The following is an 18,674-nucleotide window of genomic DNA, read 5'->3' on the forward strand; positions in this document are numbered from 1 at the left end:
GGGGCGAGGAATCCGGGGGTCTGCGAGCCCTGACCTGGGCATACGACGACAATCACCCACCCAGTCTGCCAACGATTGCCGGAGATCGGTGGATGATCCATCACAAGATTCGGAAAAACCCTTGTGTGTGGCGTACAGAAGGGCGCGCTCAGCGCTGCGGACGTCGAAGCGGTGGCCGCCGCCGTACCTGATCCGCCGCACCGATCGAACCGAGGATCAGCGCGGTCTGCAGGATGAGAGCCTCACGGGGGCCGGTGGCGTCCCAGCCGATGACCTCGCTCACGCGCTTCAGGCGATAGCGCACGGTATTGGGGTGCACGAACAGCTCGCGTGCTGTGGCTTCGAGGGAGCGCCCGTTGTCGAGGTAGCTCCACAGGGTCGTCACCAGATCGGTGGAGTGCGCCTGCAAGGGGCGGAAGATGCGCTCGATCAGGGTCTGCTTCGCCAACGGGTCTCCGGCGAGTGCCCGTTCCGGGAGCAGGTCATCGGCTTCGACGGGACGGGGAGCACCGCGCCATGCACGGGCGACGGCGAACCCCGCGAGCGCGGCGCGTGCGCTCTGGCTCGCGTCCACGAGGGCGGCGACCTCGGGGCCGAGTACGACGTATCCCGGGCCGAAGGACGGCTCGAGGCGGGAGGCGATCTCTTGGAAGCCGAGCTCTTCCTCTTCGACTTCGTGCCCCTCGACTCGGGCGCGTCCGAGCACCAGGACGAGTCGGGAGCCCTGCACGCCGATGAGCACGTCGACAGCGAGCTTCCTCGCCGTACGGCGGACCAGATCGACGTCGAACTGGGGAGGCGTGGTGCCGACGAGGACGGCGACCTCCCCGTGACCGTGCCATCCGAGCGCGGCGATCCGGCTCGGGAGCTCTTCGTCGGCCTCGCCCGTGAGGATCGAGTCGACGACGAGCGCCTCCAGGCGCGCATCCCATAGGCCGCGGGCCTCCGCAGCCCTGGCGTACACGTCGGCCGCCGCGAAGGCGACATCACGCGAGTAGAGCAGGATCGCTTCGCGGAGATCGTTTCCCCGTCCGGCGACGCGCTCCTCGGTGACCTCGACCGTCACGCGGATCAGCTGCAGGGTCTGCTGGAGGCTGACGCTGCGCAGGAGCTCACGCGGGGCCGCGGCGAAGATGTCGGCCGCGATCCACGGGGTGGAGGTGGGGTCTTCGTACCACTGGATGAACGACGTGATGCCCGCCTGGGCCACCAGCCCGACCGCAGAGCGGCGGGCTGGTGGCATATCGGCGTACCACGGGAGGGTGTCCTCCAGGCGCTTGATCGTCACCGAGGCGATGTCACCGGAGATCCGGCGCAGCCAGGTGAGCGTCGCGGCCTTGTCCATGCCGGAAGGAGGAGAACCTGTCACCGAGGGCTCAGCTTTCGCCGCCCGCGTTGCCGCTGGTTCCGGCGTTCACATCGTGCAGGCTGTACTTCTGGATGGCCTGCGCGGCGAGAGAACGGTCGACGACCCCGTCTTCGGCGAGCGACTGCAGCGTGCGGACGACGATCGACGGGCCGTCGATCTTGAAGAAGCGACGAGCCGCGGCCCGCGTGTCGGAGAAGCCGAAGCCGTCGGCACCGAGCGTGGCGAAGCGGTTCGGCACCCACGGGCGGATCTGGTCCTGCACAGCGTGCATGAAGTCGCTGACCGCGACGACCGGACCCTCGGCACCCTGCAGCTTCTGGGTGAGGTACGCGGTGCGGGGCTCTTCCTCCGGGTGCAGGAAGTTGTGCTCGTCGGCGGCGAGGCCGTCGCGGCGAAGCTCGGTCCAGGACGTGACCGACCAGACGTCGGCGATCACACCCCAGTCGTTCTTCAGCAGCTGCTGAGCCTCGAGTGCCCAGGGAAGACCGACGCCCGACGCGAAGAGCTGGGCGCGGGGGCCCTCGCCCTCGCCGACCGAAACGCGGTGGATGCCGCGCACGATGCCGTCGACGTCCACGTTCTCCGGCTCCGCCGGCATGACCATCGGCTCGTTGTAGAGCGTGATGTAGTACATGACGTTGGGGTCTTCGTGGTTGCCGCCGTACATGCGCTCGAGACCGGAGCGCATGATGTGCGCGATCTCGTAGCCGTAGGCCGGGTCGTACGAGACCGTCGCCGGGTTCGTGGCGGCGAGCAGGTGCGAGTGGCCGTCTGCATGCTGCAGGCCCTCACCCGTGAGGGTGGTGCGACCTGCCGTGGCGCCCATGATGAACCCGCGGGCCATCTGGTCGCCGGCCGCCCACTGGGCGTCGCCGGTGCGCTGGAATCCGAACATCGAGTAGAAGAGGTAGATCGGGATCAGCGGCTCGCCGTGCGTGGCGTAGGAGGTGCCGGCCGCGGTGAACGCCGCGAGGGCACCCGCCTCGTTGATGCCGACGTGCACGATCTGGCCCTGCGGGCTCTCCTTGTAGGCGAGGAGGAGCTCGCGGTCGACCGACGTGTAGTGCTGGCCGTTGGGGTTGTAGATCTTCGCCGACGGGAAGTAGGCGTCCATTCCGAACGTGCGGGCCTCGTCCGGGATGATCGGGACGATGCGGTGGCCGAAGTCCTTCGAGCGCAGCAGGTCCTTCAGCAGGCGGACGAACGCCATGGTCGTGGCGATCTCCTGCGTGCCGGAGCCCTTCTTGGGCAGGGCGTAGGCCGAGTCGTCCGGCAGCGACAGTCCGACGTGGGTGGAACGGCGCTCCGGCAGGTAGCCGCCGAGAGCCTGACGACGCTCGAGCATGTACTGGATCGTCTCGTCCTGGGGGCCCGGGTTGTAGTACGGGGGCAGGTAGGGGTTCTCCTCGAGCTCCGCATCCGTGATCGGGATGTGCATCGCGTCGCGGAACGTCTTGAGATTGTCCAGCGTCATCTTCTTCATCTGGTGGGTCGCGTTGCGGCCCTCGAAGTGCGGACCGAGGCCGTAGCCCTTGACGGTCTTCGCGAGGATGACGGTGGGCTTGCCCTTGTGCTCGGTCGCTGCCTTGAACGCGGCGTAGACCTTACGGTAGTCGTGGCCACCGCGCTTGAGGTTCCAGATGTCCTCGTCGGAGTAGTCCTTGACGAGGGCCGCGGCGCGCTCGTCGCGTCCGAAGAAGTGCTCGCGCACGTAAGCGCCGGACTCGGCCTTGTACGTCTGGTAGTCGCCGTCGGGGGTGACGTTCATCAGGTTGAGCAGTGCGCCCTCGGTGTCGCGGGCGAGCAGGTCGTCCCATTCGCGACCCCAGACGACCTTGATGACGTTCCAGCCCGCACCGCGGAAGAACGACTCGAGCTCCTGGATGATCTTGCCGTTGCCGCGGACCGGGCCGTCGAGGCGCTGCAGGTTGCAGTTGACGATGAAGGTGAGGTTGTCGAGGCCCTCGTTGGCGGCGACCTGCAGCTGGCCGCGGCTCTCGACCTCGTCCATCTCGCCGTCGCCGAGGAAAGCCCAGACGTGCGACTGCGAGGTGTCCTTGATGCCGCGGTTCTCGAGGTACTTGTTCGACATCGCCTGGTAGATGGCGTTGATCGGCCCGAGCCCCATCGACACGGTCGGGAACTGCCAGTACTCCGGCATCAGACGCGGATGCGGGTACGACGGGATGCCGTTCGGGGCGTGCGACTTCTCCTGGCGGAAGCCGTCGAGCTGGTCTTCGCTCAGACGTCCCTCGAGGTACGAGCGGGCGTAGGTGCCGGGCGAGGCATGACCCTGGATGAAGATCTGGTCGGCGCCGCCGGGGTTGTCGGCACCCTTGAAGAAGTGGTTGAAGCCGACCTCGTACAGCGCGGCCGACGACGCATACGTCGAGATGTGTCCGCCGACGCCGATGCCGGGGCGCTGCGCGCGGTGCACGGTGATCGCGGCGTTCCAGCGGATCCATGCACGGTAGCGACGCTCGACCTCTTCATCGCCGGGGAACTCGGGCTCGTTCTCCGAGGCGATGGTGTTGATGTAGTCCGTCGTCGGGACCATCGGCACGCCCAGGTGCAGCTCCTTCGAGCGCTTGAGCAGGCTGAGCATGATCTCGCGGCCGCGGCCGTGGCCCTTGGCATCCACCAGCTCATCGAGGGACTGCTGCCACTCGCCGGTCTCCTCCGGATCGCTGTCGAGGGGGCCCTGGGAGTACGGATCCTGGTCGTGCACGGTCACGGGGGAACCTTTCGTCAAGCTGGCAGGTCATGCCAAGGAAACGGGAAGCGACACGGGCAGCCTTGTCAGCTGTGCACAACGCGCGCCGGATTCAGCCTATCCCTCTTCTACGACACGGGTGCGCATCGGGCTCCCGATAGACTGACGACACCAGGGCCTTTAGCTCAGCTGGTAGAGCGCCACGTTTACACCGTGGATGTCGTCGGTTCGATCCCGGCAGGGCCCACCCCAGATCGCGAGCTCCATCCTGTCGCCGCGGCGATGACAGGATGGGAACATGACCCCGTCGAGGAAGAGCGCACTCGTGCGTGGGTTCTCCTCGGCGTCGCTCGCGACGTTCGCGGCGCTGGCCGGCCACGTGACCGGCGGCGGACAGATGCCGGGCCCGTTGGGCATCCTGGTGCCCTGGATCTTCTCCCTCATGGTCTGCGTGCTCCTCGCGGGCCGGAAGCTCTCGGTGATCCGATCGAGCATCTCCATCGCGATCAGCCAACTCCTGTTCCACCTCTTGTTCGTCCTGGGGACGATCGAGCCCTCGGGGCGGTCCCTCGGTCACGTACACGGCACTGCCATGGTTCTGCCCGGTGCTTCCGGCACGACGGAGTTGGTCGTCGCCGACGGGACCATGTGGATCGGACACCTGTCGGCGGCGATCGTGACGGTCGCCGCCGCGCATCGCGGTGAGCGGATGCTGCTCGCGCTGCGAGACCTCGCGATTCGGGTGGTCCTCTGGGTGCGTCGTCGGGTGGCAGCGGCGTTGGGCGCCCCCGCGATGCTCGACCTGCGCGAACCCGGCGTCTCGCCGCGTGGTCGTCGTCTGCGTGAGTCGTCGACACTCGCGAGTCTGCGGGGGCGGGCTCCGCCGGCACACGGCGTGAGCTGATCCGCACCGGCTCGTCTGCGGCCGGTGTGTTCCCGCTCTGGGCGCCACGCGCGCCCAGAGCCTCCTGAACGACCGTCGGTGTCGTCCGTCTGCGCCCGGGGCATTCCCTACTCCCGGGTGTGCACGACGATCCATCGGCGACCCCTCACATCCGGAAAGCACCACCATGACCCTCACATCGTCCGAATCCGCCCCACACTCCCCGCCCTCCCCGCCCGCCACGTCCCGTCGACGCGGATGGTTCGTCCCTCTGCTGCTCCGTCTGCACTTCTACGCGGGCATCCTCGTCGGGCCGTTCATCCTCATCGCTGCCGTCAGCGGCGCCCTGTACGCGCTGACCCCGCAGTTGGAACAGGCCGTCTACGCGGAGCAGTTGCGTGCACCCGACACGCAGACATCACTCACCCTCGCGGAGCAGATCGAGGCCGCCGCCGACTACCGTGGCGACCCCTCCGGACTCCTCGCTGTGCGGCCCGCACCCGAACCCGGCGACACCACACGGATCATGTACGCCGAGGACGGGCTGGGACCGAGCGAATCCAGGGCCGTGTTCGTCGATCCCGGAACCGGAGAGATCCGCGGCGATCTGGTCGTCTACGGCACCAGCGGCGCGACGCCGCTCCGCACCTGGATCAGCAATCTCCACCGCAACCTCCACCTGGGAGACGCCGGACGTCTCTACAGCGAACTCGCCGCCTCCTGGCTCGGGATCGTGGTCGTGGCGGGTCTGGGGCTGTGGATCGTCCGCATCCGGAAGTCTCGGGCGAAGAGGGACCTCCTTCGCCCGAACCTCGCCCACAAGGGTTACCGCGGGATGCTGGGCTGGCACACGAGCATCGGGATCTGGGTCATCCTCGGTGCGCTCTTCCTCTCCGCCACCGGAATCACCTGGTCGCAGTATGCCGGGAACAACGTCAGCAGCCTTCGCGCCGCACTCGACTGGGGCACGCCCTCGATCGACACCAGCCTCGACGGCGGCACCGCGTCAGCGGATGAGCACGCCGGCCACAACGGCGCGATGACCGCACCGACCGGCGCCGCCAATCCTGCTACCTTCGACGCGATCCTCGCGATCGCGCAAGAAGAGAACGTCAACACGGGGCAGGTCGAGATCAGACCGCCGACAGAGCCCGGCACGGCATGGGCGATCCGCGAGATCAAGAGCAGCTTCCCCACGGAAGGCGACTCCCTCGCGATCAACGGGATCACCATGCAGGTCGTCGACCGGATCGACTTCGCGGACCTCCCGCTCGCGGCGAAGCTCGCCAGCTGGGGGATCAACCTGCACATGGGGGTCATGTTCGGACTCGTCAACCAGCTCGTGCTGTTCGTCGTCGCGGTCGGACTCGCCGCGATGGTCGTGCTCGGCTATCTCCTGTGGTGGAAACGGAGGCCGCCGCGTGTCACGGGCCCCGTCGTCGGGGCCCCACCCCGCCGCGTGCTGCCGACGGCACCGTGGTGGGGGATCGGAGCGGTGGGAGTCGCCGCCGTTCTCATCGGCTTCTGGCTTCCGCTCGTCGGATGGACACTCCTCGGCTTCGTGATCCTCGACACGGTCATCGGCGTCACGCGTTCGCGAGGCACGAAGGGCGGGTGAAGGCAGCCTATGAGCGGCGAGGCGACCGTCCGAAAGCCCCTGGCGGTCGCCTCGCCGCAGACCTATGCTCCCCGCATGGGACTTCTGACCTTCAGCATCAACGTCACCCTCGACGGCTGCGTCGATCATCGTGAGGGGATCGCCGACGACGAGACCCACGCCCACTTCACGCGACTGCTGCAGGAATCCGGTGCGATGCTCTGGGGCCGGACCACCTACGAGATGATGGAGGACGCCTGGCCGGCGGTCGCCCGCGGCGAGGTGGACGCTCCACGCGCGCTGTACGACTGGGCGGTCGCGCTGGACGCGAAGCCGAAGTATGTGGTCTCGTCCACGCGAGACGACTTCCCCTGGGCCCACAGCCATCGCCTCGTCGGAGACCTGCGCACGAGCGTACAGAGACTCAAGGACGACACCCCCGATGGTGTCCTGCTCGGCAGCGGGATGCTGGCGAGCGCGCTCGATCGCCTGGACCTGATCGACGAGTACCGGTTCCTCGTGCACCCCCGGATCGTGGGTCACGGCCCGACCCTCTATCAGGACGGACTGCCAGGAACACGCCGTCTCGAGCTGATCTCCGCCACACCGCTTCGCAGCGGGGTCATCGCGACGCACTATCGGCGGGCCCGCTGAGACCTGACCTCCGGGGAGCGAGGCGGCGCGTACGCTGGACCGCACGACACGATTCGGCGATCGGACAGGGGAGTTTTCACACATGGCGGGACGTATCGTCATCAGCGGGGCATCGGGCCTCATCGGCACCGCACTCGCCGCATCGCTCCGCGCGGATGGGGTCGAAGTCACCGCTCTGGTCCGTCGGATCCCGCGATCGGAGGACGAGGCGCAATGGGCGCCGGGGGAGAGCGCACTCGACCCCGAGGTTCTGGCCGGCGCAGACGCGGTCGTCGCCCTCGGGGGAGCCAGCGTGGGACGGCTGCCCTGGACACGCGGCTATCGTCGGGAGCTCGTCGACTCGCGGCTCCAGGCGACGCGTACCCTGACCACCGCGCTTCGGGCACTGCGCTCCGACGCCCCGGCGCTCGTCTCGGCATCCGCCGTCGGATACTACGGCTCCGCCCCCGGTGAGATCCTCACCGAGGACTCGGCCGCAGGGCAGACCTTCCTGGCCGATCTGACCGTGCGGTGGGAAGCCGAAGCGCGACGCGCGGAAGACCACACCCGGGTCGCCCTGCTCCGTACCGCGCCGGTGGTGCACAGACGCGGAGTCCTCAAGCCCCTCATCCAACTGACCCGATTCGGCGTCTCCGGGCCGTTGGGCCGCGGCACGCAGATCTGGCCGTGGATCTCGCTCGATGACGAGGTGCGGGCGATCCGCCACATCGTGGACGCCAAGATCGTGGGTCCGGTGAACCTCACCGGACCCACTCCGGCCTCCGCGAACGACATCGGTCGTGCGCTCGCCGCGCGGATGCATCGGCCGTTCTGGCTGCCCGCGCCGGCCTGGGCGCTGCGCTGGGCTCTCGGGGACGCTGCGGAATCGCTGTTGCTCCCCGACGCCGATGTCCGGCCGCAGGTACTGGAGCGATCCGGATTCCGGTTCACACACGCGACTGCGGCGGAGGCTGTCGCCGCCGCGCTGTGACGTCGTCGAGCGGGACGGCATTCTTCCGGTGAGACCCCTCCCGGATCGGGGTGCCGCACTGCAAGACTGTGCGCATGGAGATCATCGAGAACTCGAAGCTCACGGTCGTCGGTGCGGGAAGCGTGGGATCGAGTGTCGCCTATGCGGCACTGATCCGTGGCTCTGCCCGGCACGTCGCGCTGTATGACATCGCGACCGAAAAGGTCGAGGCCGAGGTGCTCGACCTCGCCCACGGCACGCAGTTCACGGGCTCCAGCGACATCATCGGCGGCAGCGACATCTCCGTCGCGGCTGGTTCGCACGTCGTGGTGATCACGGCCGGGGCCAAGCAGAAGCCCGGCCAGACCCGCATCGAGCTCGCCGAGGTCAACGCGGGCATCATCCGCCGCATGATGCCCGATCTGCTCGAAGTCGCACCGAACGCCATCTACGTGATCGTCACGAATCCCTGCGACGTGCTGACGGTGATCGCACAGGAGGAGACGGGGCTTCCGCCGGAGCGGATCTTCGCCTCGGGAACCGTGCTCGACACGTCGAGGCTGCGGTGGAAGCTCGGTGAGCGCGCCGGAGTGTCGACCGCCAGCGTGCACGCCCACATCATCGGCGAGCACGGCGACACCGAATTCCCGCTCTGGTCCCGCGCGACGATCGGCACCGTGCCGATCCTGGAGTGGGAGACGCCGGGGCACCCGCGCTTCACGCTCGACGAGCTGCAGGAGATCGCGGTCGACGTGCGTGACGCCGCGTACAAGGTCATCCAGGGCAAGGGGGCCACGAACTATGCGATCGGCCTGTCGAGCGCGCGCATCGTCGAGGCGATCCTGAGCGACGAGCATGCCGTGATGCCGGTGAGCACGGTGCTGCGCGACTTCCACGGGCTCGACGGTGTCGCCCTCTCGGTGCCGTCGATCGTGAGTGCGGCGGGTGCCGTGCCGATCCGGAACACGTCGTTCTCCGACGGTGAGCTGGCGTTGCTGCGTCAGTCCGCCGACGCCCTCACCGCCGCGGCTGCCACCCTGCGTCCCTGAGGGCGCCGGCTCGGAGGCCGACGCCCTCAGTTCTCAGCGACCGTGCGGGTCGGTGCGATTCAGCGTCGCGACGACCTGGTCGTAGTCGCCGCGGGCTTCGCCGTAGCGGAGGAACTTGACCCGCTCGACCTGAATCTCGGTGGCGTCCGGCTGCGACTCGATCAGCATCATGACCTCGTCGATGAACTCGTCGAGCGGCATCGCCGACTCGTTTTCCTCGTGCCCGGGCATGAGCGGCGTGCGCACTGCCGGCGGCTCCAGCTCGAGCACCGACACGCTGCTCCTCTCGAGCTGCAGGCGCAGAGACTCGCTGAGCATGTGGATGGCGGCCTTGCTGGCGTTGTAGGTCGGGGTCACCCGGAGCGGGGCGAACGCGAGCCCGGAGGAGACCGTCATGATCGTCGCATCCGGCTGCGCGCCCAGGTGATCGATGAAAGCGGCGATGAGCCGGATGGGCCCGAGGACGTTCGTGGTCACCGTCTCCTCGGCGGTGGAAAGGAAGCCTGACGGGGTCGTCCAGTCCTCTGCCCGCATGACGCCGGCCATGGTGATGAGCACATTGAGATCCGGGTGCTCGGCGAGCACAGTACGGGCAGCGGCCTCGATGCTGCGCGTGTCGGCAGTGTCGATGCGGATCGTGTGGATGCCGGGGTGCGCGGTCGCGATGGCCGTGAGGCGGTCCTCGCGGCGTCCGCCCACGATCACGGTGTTGCCCCGATCGTGCAGGCGCAGCGCGAGGGCGAGGCCGATACCGCTCGTCGCTCCCGGGATGAAGATGGTGTTTCCGCTGATGTTCATGCGACCAGCCTCGGCTTCCTGGCACCGTCCATCCAGAGAGCGGACATCCAGGGATCGGGGATCCCTGGAACCGGGGTCGGCAGCGGGGGATACTTCAGGGGTGGATCGTGATGCATTGGCCGAATTCCTCCTCCGTCGGCGGGAGGCGCTGAGGCCCGTTGACGTCGGGCTCCCGGCGGGGCCGCGACGACGCACCGCGGGACTGCGCAGGGAGGAGGTGGCGCAGTTGGCGACCATGTCGACGGATTATTACGCCCGTCTGGAGCAGCGGCGTGGTCCGCAGCCGAGCGTGCAGATCCTCGCCGCGCTGGCCCGGGCTCTGCGCCTGACCGAGGACGAGCGCGACTACCTCTTCCGGCTCTGCGGCCACAGTGCCCCCGATCGTGCACACATCACGGAGTACGTACGCCCCGGCATCCTCCGCGTGCTCGACCGACTACATGACACCCCGGCCTTCGTCGTCTCCGTCCTCGATGAAGTGCTGGTGCAGAACGATGCGTCCCGCGCGCTCGTGGGCGATGCGAGCGCGCTCACCGGGCTTGATCGCAGCGGAATCTACCGCTGGTTCGCGTATCCCGACGTCGAACGACGTCGGTATCGCGAGGCCGATCATCCACGGCAGGCCCGCGCCCTGGTCGGGTCGCTGCGTGCGGCGCACGGCGTGATGGGCGCCCGATCCCGCGCCGGGGAGATCGTCGCGGAGCTGACCGCCCGGAGCCCGGAGTTCGTCGAGCTGTGGGACGCCCACGTGGTGAGCCGTCGGTTCGAGCAGCACAAGGTGATGGTGCATCCGGAACTGGGCGAGATCGAGGTGGACTGTCAGGCGCTCTTCACCGAGGATGAATCGCACGCGTTGATCGTTCTCACCGCCGCACCCGGAAGCGAATCGGCGAGCAAGCTCGAGTTCCTGCGGGTACTGGGTACGCAGAACGTCTGACGCGATCGGCGTCAGGACTCCTCGTGCGTCCGCGGGTCGGCGTCGAAGAGGCGTCCGTCCGCGCGTCCCAGCGCAGTGATCGCCGCGACCTCGGCATCGTCGAGAACGATCTCGGCGGCTGCGAGGTTCGCCACCTGATGTTCGAGCGACGACGCCTTCGGGATCGACACCGTGCCGCGGGCGACGTGCCACGCGAGGACTGTCTGCGCGTTCGTGATGCCACGGGCCGCGGCGATGTCGTGGATCACCTGTTCGTCGAAGAGCTCCTTCGCACGACCCAGCGGACTCCATGCCTCGGTGAGGATGCCGTGCTCTCGGTGGTAGGCGAGCTGCTCTTCCTGCGGGAAGTACGGATGCACCTCGATCTGGTTGACGACGGGCCGCACCCCGGTCTCCTGCTCGATGCGCTCCAGGTGCTCCGGGAGGAAGTTCGACACGCCGATCTGCCGGACGACACCCCGAGCCTGGGCATCGACGAGCGCGACCCAGGCCTGGACGTACTCGTCCTGGAGGGGGTTCGGCCAATGGATGAGGTGCAGGTCCGTCACATCGAGACCGAGGCGGGAACGACTCTCCTCGATGCTCGTGCGCGCCTTCGCCGAGGGATGGTGGCGGCCGGGGAGCTTGGTGGTCACGATGATCTCGGAGCGATCGACCTCCGAGGCGGCGACCCCGCGCCCGACCGATCCCTCGTTCTCATAGTTGAACGCCGTGTCGACCAGGCGGTAGCCCGCGCCGATGCCGCCGCTGACGGCCTCCGCCCCGACATCGCCGTGGAGTCCGTAGGTGCCGAGGCCGATGGCCGGGAGGGCGAACCCGTTGTGGGCGGTGAACGAGGGGACGACGGGCTGAGTGGTCACGATGCTCCTTCTTGGCCTTTTCGTCGAGCGTACGCTGAGGGGATGACAACGGAGGCGGAGATGGCGCCGGATGACGTCGTGATCGACGACGGGTCACGCTGCCCGTGCTCGTCCGGGGACACGTTCGGCGCGTGCTGCCGCCCGATTCTCGATGGAGCCGCTGCTCCGACGGCGGAGCGTCTGATGCGTTCGCGTTACACGGCCTTCGTCGTTCAGGACGCGGCGCACCTTCTGCGCAGCTGGCATCCGACGACGAGGCCGGAGACGATCGATTTCGAGCCCGACCTCGAGTGGCGGCGGCTGGTCCTCATCGATCGCGTGGCCGGAGGCCCCTTCGACCGCGACGGCGTGGTGGAGTTCGAGGCGCTCTGGCGTCAGGGAGCAGCGAGGGGGTCGCTGCACGAGCGCAGCCGCTTCGTGCGGGAGGACCGTCACTGGTACTACGTCGACGGCGACGTGCACTGATGGGCGGATGTCGTGACAGCGACTAGATTTGAGAGCGTGAACGCCAGCCCCGAGAACCAGCGCACCCTGCTCGACATCGCCGACCTCGATCGGCGCATCGCGCAGACCGAGCGTGCACGAACGAAGCCGAGCCAGGCGGGGCGGATCACCGAGCTCGTCGCGATCCGCCAGGAGCAGCTCCGCGAGCTGACCTCTCTCGCCGGCACCCGCGACGATGTGCGCACCGAGCTGAAGCGCCTGGAATCCGATGTCGCCGTCGTCGAGGCACGACGGAATCGCGACGCGGAGCGGCTCGCCGCATCGACGAACTCCAAGGACGCGCAGGCGCTCGAGCACGAATTGGCGAGCCTCGCCCGCCGGCAGAGCGACCTCGAGGACGCCGAACTCGATGTGATGGGACGGCTCGAGGAAGCAGAAGCCGCCCTCGCCGCGCAGCAGGCACTTCTCGACACCACGACGGCGGAGGGTTCCGCGCTGACGGCGCAGGCGAAGGCGGATGTCGCCGCGGCCACCGAGCTCGGTGCACAACTCGCCCGCGATCGGGCTGCCGTTGCGGAAGGCGTGGCGCCGGAGCTGCTGGCCGAGTACGCACGCCGTGCCGCGAACAGCGCGGGCGCCGCGCTGCTCACTCGCGGCACCTGCGAAGGCTGCCGCATCCTGCTCCCCAGCACCGACCTGAACGACATCCGTCGCGCGGCCGACGACCTCGTGGTCTCATGTCCCGAATGCGGCTGCATCCTCGTGCGCACCGAGGAGTCCGGGCTCGCATGAGCGGCGCCTGCGCGCGCCGGCGATGACGACACCGGCGTCGGGCGTCGAGAGACGCATCGCGCTGATCTCCGTCGGGCCACGGGAGTACGCGGCGATCGAACTCGACGGGAACGACCGAGAGCAGGACCGCACGTTTCTGCGCGCCGATGATCTCGCCGCTTGGGTTCGTTCGGTCGAGGATTCCGATGCTCCGCGATGGATCATGCGCTCCGCCGCGGAAACCTATGCGCTTCTCCTCCGCCACGGAGTTCGGATCACGCGCAGCCATGATCTGGTCCTGTGCCACGCCATCCTGCGGGACACCTCGTCGGTTCCGAGCCCGCTTCCGGCATCGCCCGATTGGGAGCGACGCGAACCTGCCGCAGCGGTTCCATCGCTGTTCGACGTGTTCGACGATGTCGTCGATGACGATGCGGTCGCCGTGACGCTCGATCAGTACCGGACGCAGCGCGACGTGATCGCTGCGGCATCGGACGGACGTCTCACACTGCTGTGCGCCGCCGAATCGGCGGGTGGCCTGATCGCCGAGGAGATGCGGGTCGCAGGGTTGCCCTGGGACGCGGGCGTGCACGATGCGATCCTGACCGACGCCCTGGGGACGCGTCCGGTCGCCGGGGGAGTGCCGAGCCGCATGGTCGAGCTCGGCGATCGGGTGCGTGAGCTCCTCGGTGACTCGTCGCTCCACCTCGACAGCCAGCAGAAGCTGCTTCGGGCGCTGCATCGCGTCGGCATCCAGGTGGAGTCGACGAGTCGGTGGGAGCTCGCCGAGCACGATCATCCGGTGGTCGAACCGCTGCTCGCGTACAAGAAGCTCTCGAGACTGCTCAGCGCGAACGGCTGGGCATGGCTTGCGGAGTGGGTGCACGAGGGACGATTCCGTCCGGTGTACATCCCGGGTGGCGTCGTCACCGGGCGCTGGGCCTCGGCCGGCGGTGGGGCGCTTCAGCTGCCGAGGAGCCTGCGCCCCGCAGTGCGGGCGGATCCCGGATGGACTCTGGTCGTGGCGGACGTCGCGCAGCTGGAACCCCGGATGCTCGCCGCGATGGCGGCCGATGAGGCGATGGCGCGGGCCGCCCGGGGGAGTGATCTCTACGCCGGAGTCGTCGCCTCCGGTGCGGTGGCGACCCGAGAGGAGGCGAAGTACGCGGTTCTCGGAGCGATGTACGGAGCCACGACGGGCGACAGCGGCCGGCTGGTTCCGCGCCTGCGGAAGGTGTACCCGCGCGCGATGGCGCTCGTCGATGCCGCAGCGCGGACGGGAGAGGACGGTGGCATCGTGTCGACCTGGCTCGGCCGATCCTCCCCGCGGCCATCGGTGGAGTGGATGCGGCTGCAGTCGGAAGCGACCGACGCGGACGCCGACCCGGCGGTCGTGGCTCTCGCGCGCCGCAGAGCACGCGACTGGGGGCGGTTCACCCGCAACTTCGTGGTGCAGGGCACGGCTGCCGAGTGGTCCTTGATCTGGTTGGCGGAGATCCGTCATCGGCTGCAGCAGATCCCCGAGGTGTTCGCCGAGGCTGCGGCATCCGGTCCGTTCGCACGCGCGCCGCACCTGGCGTTCTTCCTGCACGACGAGGTGATCCTGCACGTTCCGCTCGAACATGCCGAGGCCGCCGCGGAGGCCGTGCGAGAGGCAGCGGCCACTGCGACGACGAGACTGTTCGGCTCTTTCCCGATCGATGTGCCCCTCGACCTGCGCATCGCGGAGTCGGCGGAGAAGTAGTCGCAGGCCGCGGGATCCGGAGAACGTAGACTGGAGACGCGAATGGGTCGACTGGACGGCCGCGTTGCGGGTGACCGCACCGAGGAACGTCCGGGCTCCTCAGGGCAGGACGGTGGGTAACGCCCACCCGGAGCAATCCGCGAGAAAGTGCCACAGAGAGTAGACCGCCCCGCAAGGGGTAAGGGTGAAAGGGTGGTGTAAGAGACCACCGGGGGCCATGGTGACATGGCCCGCCAGGTAAACCTCGTCCGGAGCAAGGTCAGACAGAGGATGTTGACGCGGCTCGCCGAGTCCTCGGGTAGACCGCTAGAGTGCCACGGCAACGTGTCGCCGAGAGAGATGGCCGTCGAAGGGGCGAAGAACCCCGGAACAGAACCCGGCGTACAGGTCGGCCCATTCGCACCGCACGACCTGAGCAGGTGTTCTCGGAGTGCCCTCGGCGAATCCGGATCATCACGTCCATCGCCCGGAAAGGCACGTCCATGAGGTCGAGATCATGCGCGAAGTGACGCGCCGGGGTCTGGCACTGTCTCTGGTGCTCAGCGGCGTGGCGGGGTATGTGGATGCGATCGGCTTCATCGATACCGGTGGATTCTTCGTCTCCTTCATGAGCGGGAACTCGACCCAGGCCGGCGTCGACATCCTCGAGGGCGGACTCGCGGCCTCGCTCCTGCCGTTGGCGCTCGTGGCTGCTTTCGTCGCAGGAGTCGTCATGGGAGCGATCATCGCCGGGGACGGGCGCCGGCGCGCGTGGGCTGTTGCGGCGTCCGCCTCCGTCGTCGCTCTGAGCGCATGCCTCGCCGCGATCGCACCGACGGGGCCGGCTCGATTCTGGATGCTGGCCTTCGCCATGGGAGCGCTGAACACCCTGTACCTCTCGGACGGGCGCGCGCGGGTCGCGATCACGTACGCAACCGGGACGTTGGTCAGCCTGGGGCTTGCGCTCGCTTCGCTCGTCACCGGCCGATCCGGGTCCGCGTGGGTGCGTCCGCTGCTGCTCTGGGGGTCGCTCGCGGGCGGCGCCGTGATCGGTGCCGCGGCGCACCGGCTCGGAAGCGGTGCGGCGCTGCTTCTCGCCGCGATCGTGCTCGCCCTCGCTGCGGTCGGTCTGGCCGCGAGTCGCCGCGGGCGCCGGGAGCGACCGAACGATTGATCGGCGGTGTTCCGAGAGCAGTGTTCGCAGGCGACGGACAGACGAAGGCCCCGATGACATCGAGTCAGCGGGGCCTTCGGGTGTCTGGCGTCGTGGCGATCAGTCCCCGGCCAGGGACGCCGCACCGATGATGCCGGAGTTGTTGCGGTGGATCGCCGGGACGATCGGGGTCTTGAGATCGAGAAGCGGGAGGAAGTCGCCCGCATTCTTCGACACGCCGCCGCCGACCACGAACAGGTCGGGGCTGAACAGGAACTCGATGTGCGAGTAGAACGCCTGCAGGCGCTCGGCCCACTCGGCCCAGGTGAGGTTCTCGCGCTCGCGCGCCGAGGTCGCGGCGTACGTCTCGACCGACTCGTACTCACGGAAGTTCAGGTGCCCGAGTTCGGTGTTCGGCAGCAGCACACCGTCGTAGAGGAAAGCCGATCCGATACCGGTGCCGAGGGTCGTCAGAAGGGTGAAGCCGCGCACGTCCCTCGCGGCTCCGTGGCGGGCCTCCGCGACGCCGGCGGCATCGGCGTCGTTGACGAAGACGATGTTGCGGCCGAGGCCGTCCCGGAAGAACCGCTCCGCGTCGAAGTCGATCCACTCCTTCGAGACGTTCGCGGCGGAGAGGGTCTTGCCGCGCTTGACGATCGCCGGGAAGGCGACACCGAGCGGAAGGGTGGAGTCGTGGACGTCGAGCGTCTTCAGAACGGTCTGCACGGCGTTGAGCACATCCTGCGGCGATGCGCCCTCGGGAGTGGGGACCCGCACCCGGTCGGATGCCATGATTCCGTGCTCGAGGTCGACGATTCCTGCTTTGATACCCGTGCCGCCGATGTCGACGCCGATCGCTTTTGCCATGGGCGATAGCTTAGCGACCGCGGTGCGCGCCAGTAGGATCGATGACATCACGTGAAGAAGGGGCAGACATGTCTGACGGCGACCACAAGTACTGGTACAACTCCACGACCGGCGAGATCGAGTTCGGCATGATCTCGCCCTCCATCGACCGCATCGGTCCGTTCGACACGGAGGCCGAGGCCCGCCGTGCGCCCGAGGTCGTCAAGGAGCGTTCGCGCGCCTGGGCCGAGGAAGAGGCCGTCGAGCAGGGCTGGGATGTCAAGGGCGACGCAAAGGGCCAGGGCGCAGAGTAGCCATGGACAAGCAGAGGGACTTCGTCCTCCGGACCATCGAGGAGCGCGGCGTCAAGTTCGTGCGGCTGTGGTTCACGGACGTGATCGGCACGCTCAAGTCGGTGGCCATCGCGCCGGCCGAGGTCGAGGGCGCCTTCGCGGAGGGCATCGGGTTCGACGGTTCGGCGATCGAGGGGCTGACACGCACCTACGAATCCGATCTGCTCGCGCAGCCCGATCCGACGACGTTCCAGACGCTGCCCTGGCGCGGGGAGATCGACCCGACCGCGCGCATGTTCTGCGACCTGACGACGCCCGACGGGCAGCCGGCCGTCGCCGACCCGCGTCACGTGCTCAAGCGCACGCTCGCGAAGGCCGCGGACGCCGGATTCACGTTCTACACGCATCCGGAGATCGAGTTCTATCTGCTGAAGTCCTCCTCGTTCGGTCCCGACGGCCCCGTGCCCGTGGACTCGGCCGGATACTTCGACAATGTTCCCGGTGGCACGGCACACGACTTCCGCCGCCGCTCGGTGCGGATGCTGGAAGACCTCGGCATCTCCGTGGAGTTCAGCCACCATGAAGGCGGCCCCGGGCAGAACGAGATCGATCTCCGTTACGCGGACGCACTCACGACAGCCGACAACATCATGACCTTCCGCACGGTGATCAAGGAGGTGGCGATCGAGCAGGGCGTCTATGCGACGTTCATGCCGAAGCCCCTCAGCGACCAGCCCGGCAGCGGGATGCACACGCACATGTCGCTGTTCGAAGGCGACCAGAACGCGTTCTACGAAGAAGGCGCCAAGTACCAGCTGTCGAAGACAGGGCGGCACTTCATCGCGGGCCTGCTCCGTCATGCGAACGAGATCTCTGCAGTCACCAACCAGTTCGTCAACTCGTACAAGCGCCTGTGGGGCGGCGACGAGGCGCCGAGCTTCGTGACCTGGGGCCACGCCAACCGCTCCGCTCTCGTCCGCGTGCCGATGTACAAGCCCAACAAGAGCCAGTCGTCCCGCGTGGAGTACCGGGGCATCGATTCGGCGTCGAACCCGTATCTCGCGTACGCACTCCTGCTCGCAGCGGGGCTCAAAGGAATCGAGGAGGGATACGATCTCCCGCCCGAGGCCGAGAACAACGTGTGGTCGCTGAGCGACGCCGAGCGGCGTGCACTGGGCTACGAGGCGCTGCCGGCGAGTCTCGACCATGCCCTGGAGTACATGGAGGCATCCGAGCTCGTCGCGGAGACGCTGGGCGAGCAGGTCTTCAACTACGTGCTGCTCAACAAGCGCAAGGAATGGGAGGCCTACCGAGGTCAGGTCACCCCGTTCGAGCTGAAGAGCAATCTCGAACTGCTCTGATCCGCACAGATGGCGCGTCCTGACGATTCGGTCTCCCTCTCCGCGCTGGCGAGGCTCGGTTTCTCCGAGCTGAGCGAAGCCGCGGCCTCTCTCGCTGAGCTGGCGGCCATTCTGGATCAGCCGCGCTCGGTCCTGCTCGAGGCGGCCGACGCCGCCGACCCCGATGCAGCGGTGCGCGGACTCCTGCGGGTGGCGCGCCGCGACGAGGCGCCGTTGCGGCGGCTGCTGGTCGACGAGGAGACCCGTCGGCGGGGATGGCGGGGGGGTGGGGGGG

Annotated in this window: 18 protein-coding genes, 1 tRNA gene and 1 other RNA gene (1 of these 20 running past the window's edge); 15 read left to right on the forward strand and 5 right to left on the reverse strand. The window is 68.2% G+C overall.

Annotated features, from left to right (window positions below):
• Positions 1-148: 148 nt before the first annotated feature.
• Positions 149-1,345: a PucR family transcriptional regulator gene (locus B2869_RS05785; RefSeq protein WP_021200724.1), complete on the reverse strand. Its 1,197-nt coding sequence runs from the start codon at positions 1,343-1,345 to the stop codon at positions 149-151.
• 31 nt (positions 1,346-1,376) lie between these two features.
• Positions 1,377-4,103 carry a pyruvate dehydrogenase (acetyl-transferring), homodimeric type gene (gene aceE, locus B2869_RS05790; protein WP_292763686.1) on the reverse strand — a complete coding sequence of 909 codons (2,727 nt, stop codon included), beginning with the start codon at positions 4,101-4,103 and terminating at the stop codon, positions 1,377-1,379.
• 153 nt (positions 4,104-4,256) lie between these two features.
• Between aceE and B2869_RS05795 the strand changes: the two genes are divergently transcribed.
• The 6 genes from B2869_RS05795 (at position 4,257) to B2869_RS05820 (ending at position 9,214) form a co-directional block, all read left to right on the forward strand.
• Positions 4,257-4,329 (forward strand) — tRNA-Val (locus B2869_RS05795).
• 51 nt (positions 4,330-4,380) lie between these two features.
• Complete coding sequence (locus B2869_RS05800; protein ID WP_021200722.1) at positions 4,381-4,986, forward strand: hypothetical protein; 606 nt, start codon at positions 4,381-4,383, stop codon at positions 4,984-4,986.
• A gap of 166 nt (positions 4,987-5,152) precedes the next feature.
• Positions 5,153-6,583 carry a PepSY-associated TM helix domain-containing protein gene (locus B2869_RS05805; protein ID WP_292763692.1) on the forward strand — a complete coding sequence of 477 codons (1,431 nt, stop codon included), beginning with the start codon at positions 5,153-5,155 and terminating at the stop codon, positions 6,581-6,583.
• Positions 6,584-6,658: 75 nt separating this feature from the next.
• Entirely contained in the window at positions 6,659-7,216 is a 558-nt protein-coding gene (locus tag B2869_RS05810) for a dihydrofolate reductase family protein (protein ID WP_292763695.1), read from the forward strand.
• A gap of 82 nt (positions 7,217-7,298) precedes the next feature.
• Positions 7,299-8,186: a TIGR01777 family oxidoreductase gene (locus B2869_RS05815; protein ID WP_292763698.1), complete on the forward strand. Its 888-nt coding sequence runs from the start codon at positions 7,299-7,301 to the stop codon at positions 8,184-8,186.
• 74 nt (positions 8,187-8,260) lie between these two features.
• A complete protein-coding gene (locus B2869_RS05820) occupies positions 8,261-9,214 on the forward strand; it encodes an L-lactate dehydrogenase (RefSeq protein ID WP_021200718.1) in 954 nt (317 codons plus the stop codon).
• 33 nt (positions 9,215-9,247) lie between these two features.
• Here B2869_RS05820 and B2869_RS05825 read toward each other — a convergent pair whose 3' ends face one another.
• Positions 9,248-10,012, reverse strand: a complete 765-nt coding sequence (locus B2869_RS05825) for an SDR family oxidoreductase (protein WP_292763702.1) — start codon at positions 10,010-10,012, stop codon at positions 9,248-9,250.
• A 100-nt stretch (positions 10,013-10,112) separates the two neighbouring features.
• Here B2869_RS05825 and B2869_RS05830 point away from each other — a divergent pair, with 100 nt between their 5' ends.
• Complete coding sequence (locus tag B2869_RS05830; RefSeq protein ID WP_029260268.1) at positions 10,113-10,949, forward strand: helix-turn-helix transcriptional regulator; 837 nt, start codon at positions 10,113-10,115, stop codon at positions 10,947-10,949.
• Between the two features lie 11 nt (positions 10,950-10,960).
• Here the strand turns inward: B2869_RS05830 and B2869_RS05835 are convergent, their stop codons facing one another.
• Positions 10,961-11,809: an aldo/keto reductase gene (locus B2869_RS05835; protein ID WP_136024267.1), complete on the reverse strand. Its 849-nt coding sequence runs from the start codon at positions 11,807-11,809 to the stop codon at positions 10,961-10,963.
• Positions 11,810-11,851: 42 nt separating this feature from the next.
• Between B2869_RS05835 and B2869_RS05840 the strand changes: the two genes are divergently transcribed.
• The 5 genes from B2869_RS05840 to B2869_RS05860 all read left to right on the forward strand — a co-directional run bounded on the left by B2869_RS05840 (position 11,852) and on the right by B2869_RS05860 (position 15,921).
• Entirely contained in the window at positions 11,852-12,274 is a 423-nt protein-coding gene (locus B2869_RS05840) for a YchJ family protein (protein WP_292763708.1), read from the forward strand.
• 36 nt (positions 12,275-12,310) lie between these two features.
• On the forward strand, positions 12,311-13,045 hold the full coding sequence (locus tag B2869_RS05845) for a zinc ribbon domain-containing protein (protein ID WP_029260271.1): 735 nt from the start codon (positions 12,311-12,313) through the stop codon (positions 13,043-13,045).
• Between the two features lie 22 nt (positions 13,046-13,067).
• The gene (locus B2869_RS05850) at positions 13,068-14,768 is read left to right on the forward strand and encodes a bifunctional 3'-5' exonuclease/DNA polymerase (protein ID WP_292763712.1); all 1,701 of its coding nucleotides are present in this window, start codon (positions 13,068-13,070) and stop codon (positions 14,766-14,768) included.
• Between the two features lie 43 nt (positions 14,769-14,811).
• Positions 14,812-15,168: RNase P RNA component class A (gene rnpB, locus B2869_RS05855), an RNA gene on the forward strand.
• Between the two features lie 96 nt (positions 15,169-15,264).
• Positions 15,265-15,921 carry a YoaK family protein gene (locus tag B2869_RS05860; RefSeq protein ID WP_167254014.1) on the forward strand — a complete coding sequence of 219 codons (657 nt, stop codon included), beginning with the start codon at positions 15,265-15,267 and terminating at the stop codon, positions 15,919-15,921.
• A 99-nt stretch (positions 15,922-16,020) separates the two neighbouring features.
• Here B2869_RS05860 and ppgK read toward each other — a convergent pair whose 3' ends face one another.
• Complete coding sequence (gene ppgK, locus B2869_RS05865) at positions 16,021-16,767, reverse strand: polyphosphate--glucose phosphotransferase (RefSeq protein ID WP_021200710.1); 747 nt, start codon at positions 16,765-16,767, stop codon at positions 16,021-16,023.
• A gap of 68 nt (positions 16,768-16,835) precedes the next feature.
• Here ppgK and B2869_RS05870 point away from each other — a divergent pair, with 68 nt between their 5' ends.
• The 3 genes in view from B2869_RS05870 to B2869_RS05880 are tightly spaced (at most 9 nt apart) and all read left to right on the forward strand, a layout consistent with a single transcriptional unit that may run on beyond the window.
• Positions 16,836-17,060 (forward strand): hypothetical protein, encoded by a 225-nt coding sequence (locus B2869_RS05870; RefSeq protein ID WP_021200709.1) that lies wholly within the window; start codon positions 16,836-16,838, stop codon positions 17,058-17,060.
• A 2-nt stretch (positions 17,061-17,062) separates the two neighbouring features.
• Positions 17,063-18,400 (forward strand): type I glutamate--ammonia ligase, encoded by a 1,338-nt coding sequence (glnA, locus tag B2869_RS05875; protein WP_021200708.1) that lies wholly within the window; start codon positions 17,063-17,065, stop codon positions 18,398-18,400.
• Between the two features lie 9 nt (positions 18,401-18,409).
• Positions 18,410-18,674: the 5' portion of a bifunctional [glutamine synthetase] adenylyltransferase/[glutamine synthetase]-adenylyl-L-tyrosine phosphorylase gene (locus B2869_RS05880; RefSeq protein WP_292763723.1), read on the forward strand. The gene runs 2,747 nt beyond the window's last position; only the first 265 of its 3,012 coding nucleotides appear in the window; it begins with the start codon at positions 18,410-18,412; its stop codon lies beyond the right edge, outside the window.

The sequence above is a fragment of the Microbacterium sp. UBA3486 genome, assembly GCF_002377845.1.
GTDB lineage: Bacteria > Actinomycetota > Actinomycetes > Actinomycetales > Microbacteriaceae > Microbacterium > Microbacterium maritypicum_A.

Bases quoted from the DNA above. Each gene is read 5' to 3' on its own strand.
- B2869_RS05840 (WP_292763708.1), top strand. From the start codon at position 11,852: ATGACAACGGAGGCGGAGATGGCGCCGGATGACGTCGTGATCGACGAC.
- B2869_RS05870 (WP_021200709.1), top strand. From the start codon at position 16,836: ATGTCTGACGGCGACCACAAGTACTGGTACAACTCCACGACCGGCGAG.
- B2869_RS05815 (WP_292763698.1), top strand. From the start codon at position 7,299: ATGGCGGGACGTATCGTCATCAGCGGGGCATCGGGCCTCATCGGCACC.
- B2869_RS05860 (WP_167254014.1), top strand. From the start codon at position 15,265: ATGCGCGAAGTGACGCGCCGGGGTCTGGCACTGTCTCTGGTGCTCAGC.
- B2869_RS05820 (WP_021200718.1), top strand. From the start codon at position 8,261: ATGGAGATCATCGAGAACTCGAAGCTCACGGTCGTCGGTGCGGGAAGC.
- B2869_RS05850 (WP_292763712.1), top strand. From the start codon at position 13,068: ATGACGACACCGGCGTCGGGCGTCGAGAGACGCATCGCGCTGATCTCC.
- B2869_RS05810 (WP_292763695.1), top strand. From the start codon at position 6,659: ATGGGACTTCTGACCTTCAGCATCAACGTCACCCTCGACGGCTGCGTC.
- glnA (WP_021200708.1), top strand. From the start codon at position 17,063: ATGGACAAGCAGAGGGACTTCGTCCTCCGGACCATCGAGGAGCGCGGC.
- B2869_RS05825 (WP_292763702.1), bottom strand. From the start codon at position 10,012: ATGAACATCAGCGGAAACACCATCTTCATCCCGGGAGCGACGAGCGGT.
- ppgK (WP_021200710.1), bottom strand. From the start codon at position 16,767: ATGGCAAAAGCGATCGGCGTCGACATCGGCGGCACGGGTATCAAAGCA.
- B2869_RS05785 (WP_021200724.1), bottom strand. From the start codon at position 1,345: ATGGACAAGGCCGCGACGCTCACCTGGCTGCGCCGGATCTCCGGTGAC.
- B2869_RS05805 (WP_292763692.1), top strand. From the start codon at position 5,153: ATGACCCTCACATCGTCCGAATCCGCCCCACACTCCCCGCCCTCCCCG.
- B2869_RS05800 (WP_021200722.1), top strand. From the start codon at position 4,381: ATGACCCCGTCGAGGAAGAGCGCACTCGTGCGTGGGTTCTCCTCGGCG.